Origin of the sequence: Acinetobacter sp. TY1, assembly GCF_048551395.1 — a bacterium.
Taxonomy (GTDB): domain Bacteria; phylum Pseudomonadota; class Gammaproteobacteria; order Pseudomonadales; family Moraxellaceae; genus Acinetobacter.
In genome coordinates this window covers 1-2,386 of sequence record NZ_JBLYZK010000066.1, presented here as the reverse complement: position 1 = coordinate 2,386, position 2,386 = coordinate 1, and the positions used below count along the sequence as shown (strand labels likewise).

Annotated in this window: 1 pseudogene; it reads right to left on the bottom strand. The window is 43.8% G+C overall.

The features are described 5' to 3' along the window. Window positions 1-2,386: pseudogene (locus ACK2M2_RS16350) on the bottom strand (hypothetical protein); the annotation flags it as partial.

Below are 2,386 nucleotides of genomic sequence, written 5' to 3'. Positions count from 1 at the left end.
CATCTGTACCTGGTGGTACTTGTGCTGTGTAGCTACCATCCGGTTGTTTTTCAAAGATCACCGGGATGTCTTTGCCACCCTCATCTTTTACCGTGATTTTGTCGGTCGTAATTGAATCAGGATCAACATCATCTGGGTAGGTCAACGTAATGTTACCGTCTTCGTCTACTTTTACTGTTACTTGTGGTGGTGTGGTATCAACCGGGCCTTCTCCCTTGCCGATTAAGCCCGGGTTACCTGTTAAGTCATCGTATGAACCTGCAGGGACTTCGACTTTAACTGTGCCATCTGTACCTGGTGGTACTTGTGCTGTGTAGCTACCATCCGGTTGTTTTTCAAAGATCACCGGGATGTCTTTGCCATTCTCATCTTTTACCGTGATTTTGTCGGTCGTAATTGAATCAGGATCAACATCATCTGGGTAGGTCAACGTAATGTTACCGTCTTCGTCTACTTTTACTGTCACTTGTGGTGGTGTGGTATCAACCGGGCCTTCACCCTTGCCAATTAAGCCTGGGTTACCTGTTAAGTCGTCGTATGAACCTGCAGGGACTTCGACTTTCACTGTGCCATCTGTATCTGGTGGTACTTGTGCTGTGTAGCTACCATCTGGTTGTTTTTCAAAGATTACTGGGATGTCTTTGCCACCCTCATCTTTTACTGTGATTTTGTCGGTCGTAATTGAATTAGGATCAACATCATCTGGGTAAGTCAACGTAATGTTACCGTCTTCGTCTACTTTTACTGTTACTTGTGGTGGTGTGGTATCAACCGGGCCTTCTCCCTTGCCAATTAAGCCCGGGTTACCTGTTAAGTCATCGTATGAACCTACAGGGACTTCGACTTTCACTGTGCCATCTGTACCTGGTGGTACTTGTGCTGTGTAGCTACCATCCGGTTGTTTTTCAAAGATCACTGGGATGTCTTTGCCATTCTCATCTTTTACCGTGATTTTGTCGGTCGTAATTGAATCAGGATCAACATCATCTGGGTAGGTCAACGTAATGTTACCGTCTTCGTCTACTTTTACTGTCACTTGTGGTGGTGTGGTATCAACCGGGCCTTCACCCTTGCCAATTAAGCCTGGGTTACCTGTTAAGTCGTCGTATGAACCTGCAGGGACTTCGACTTTCACTGTGCCATCTGTACCTGGTGGTACTTGTGCTGTGTAGCTGCCATCCGGTTGTTTTTCAAAGATCACTGGAATGTCTTTGCCACCCTCATCTTTTACTGTGATTTTGTCGGTCGTAATTGAATTAGGATCAACATCATCTGGGTAGGTCAACGTAATGTTACCGTCTTCGTCTACTTTTACTGTCACTTGTGGTGGTGTAGTATCAACCGGGCCTTCGCCCTTACCAATTAAACCAGGATTACCTGTTAAGTCGTCGTATGAACCTGCAGGGACTTCGACTTTCACTGTGCCATCTGTACCTGGTGGTACTTGTGCTGTGTAGCTACCATCTGGTTGTTTTTCAAAGATTACTGGGATGTCTTTGCCACCCTCATCTTTTACTGTGATTTTGTCGGTCGTAATTGAATTAGGATCAACATCATCTGGGTAAGTCAACGTAATGTTACCGTCTTCGTCTACTTTTACTGTCACTTGTGGTGGTGTGGTATCAACATCTTTATTTGCTATACCTTGACCGCCTAAGTTACCCGATTTATCAGCATAACTGTTGTCAGGCACCGTCACACTGACATTGCCATCAATACCTGTAGGAAATTTACCCGTCCACGTTAAGCCATCTTCTGAAGGTGTAAGTTCAACCTTAATGCGTTTACCATCTTCATCTTTGATCACAATTTCTTTTGGATCAATTGTTGATGGATCAACGTCAGGTGCATACTTAATCGTAATCTCACCTTTGTCATTAATATTGACTTGAACCGTTGGCGGCTCATTGTCTAAAACAGGATTACGAATCGCTGGTACAGATTCTACTACATCTGTTTTTGCAACTGCTGTAATGCTGTTGCTCGTACCTATTTCATTCGCAGGAACTTTAAGTGACCATTTACCATCAGACGTAATATCTTTGGCAGGAATTTTATATTCTTTGCCGTTAAACGTGACCGTGATATCAGCATTGGGATTGCTGACTGTTCCTGTAATGGTAAACAAGCCATCTGTTGTAAGATCAATTAATTCTTTTTCATTTACAACGTCATCGCCTGCAATAACATCAATTGAAATCAGTGGTAATAACACCGCATCATCAATTGGATTACCATCTTGGTTGGTCGTTGTCGCATCGATATCATCACCATCGTTCAATGGAATGTCCGTGGTTACAGTCCACTTGCCATCTTTATCCGCGATTACAGGTGGCAATTTTGTGCCATTCGGTAAAGTCACAACAACTTCATTGCCTGGTTCTGT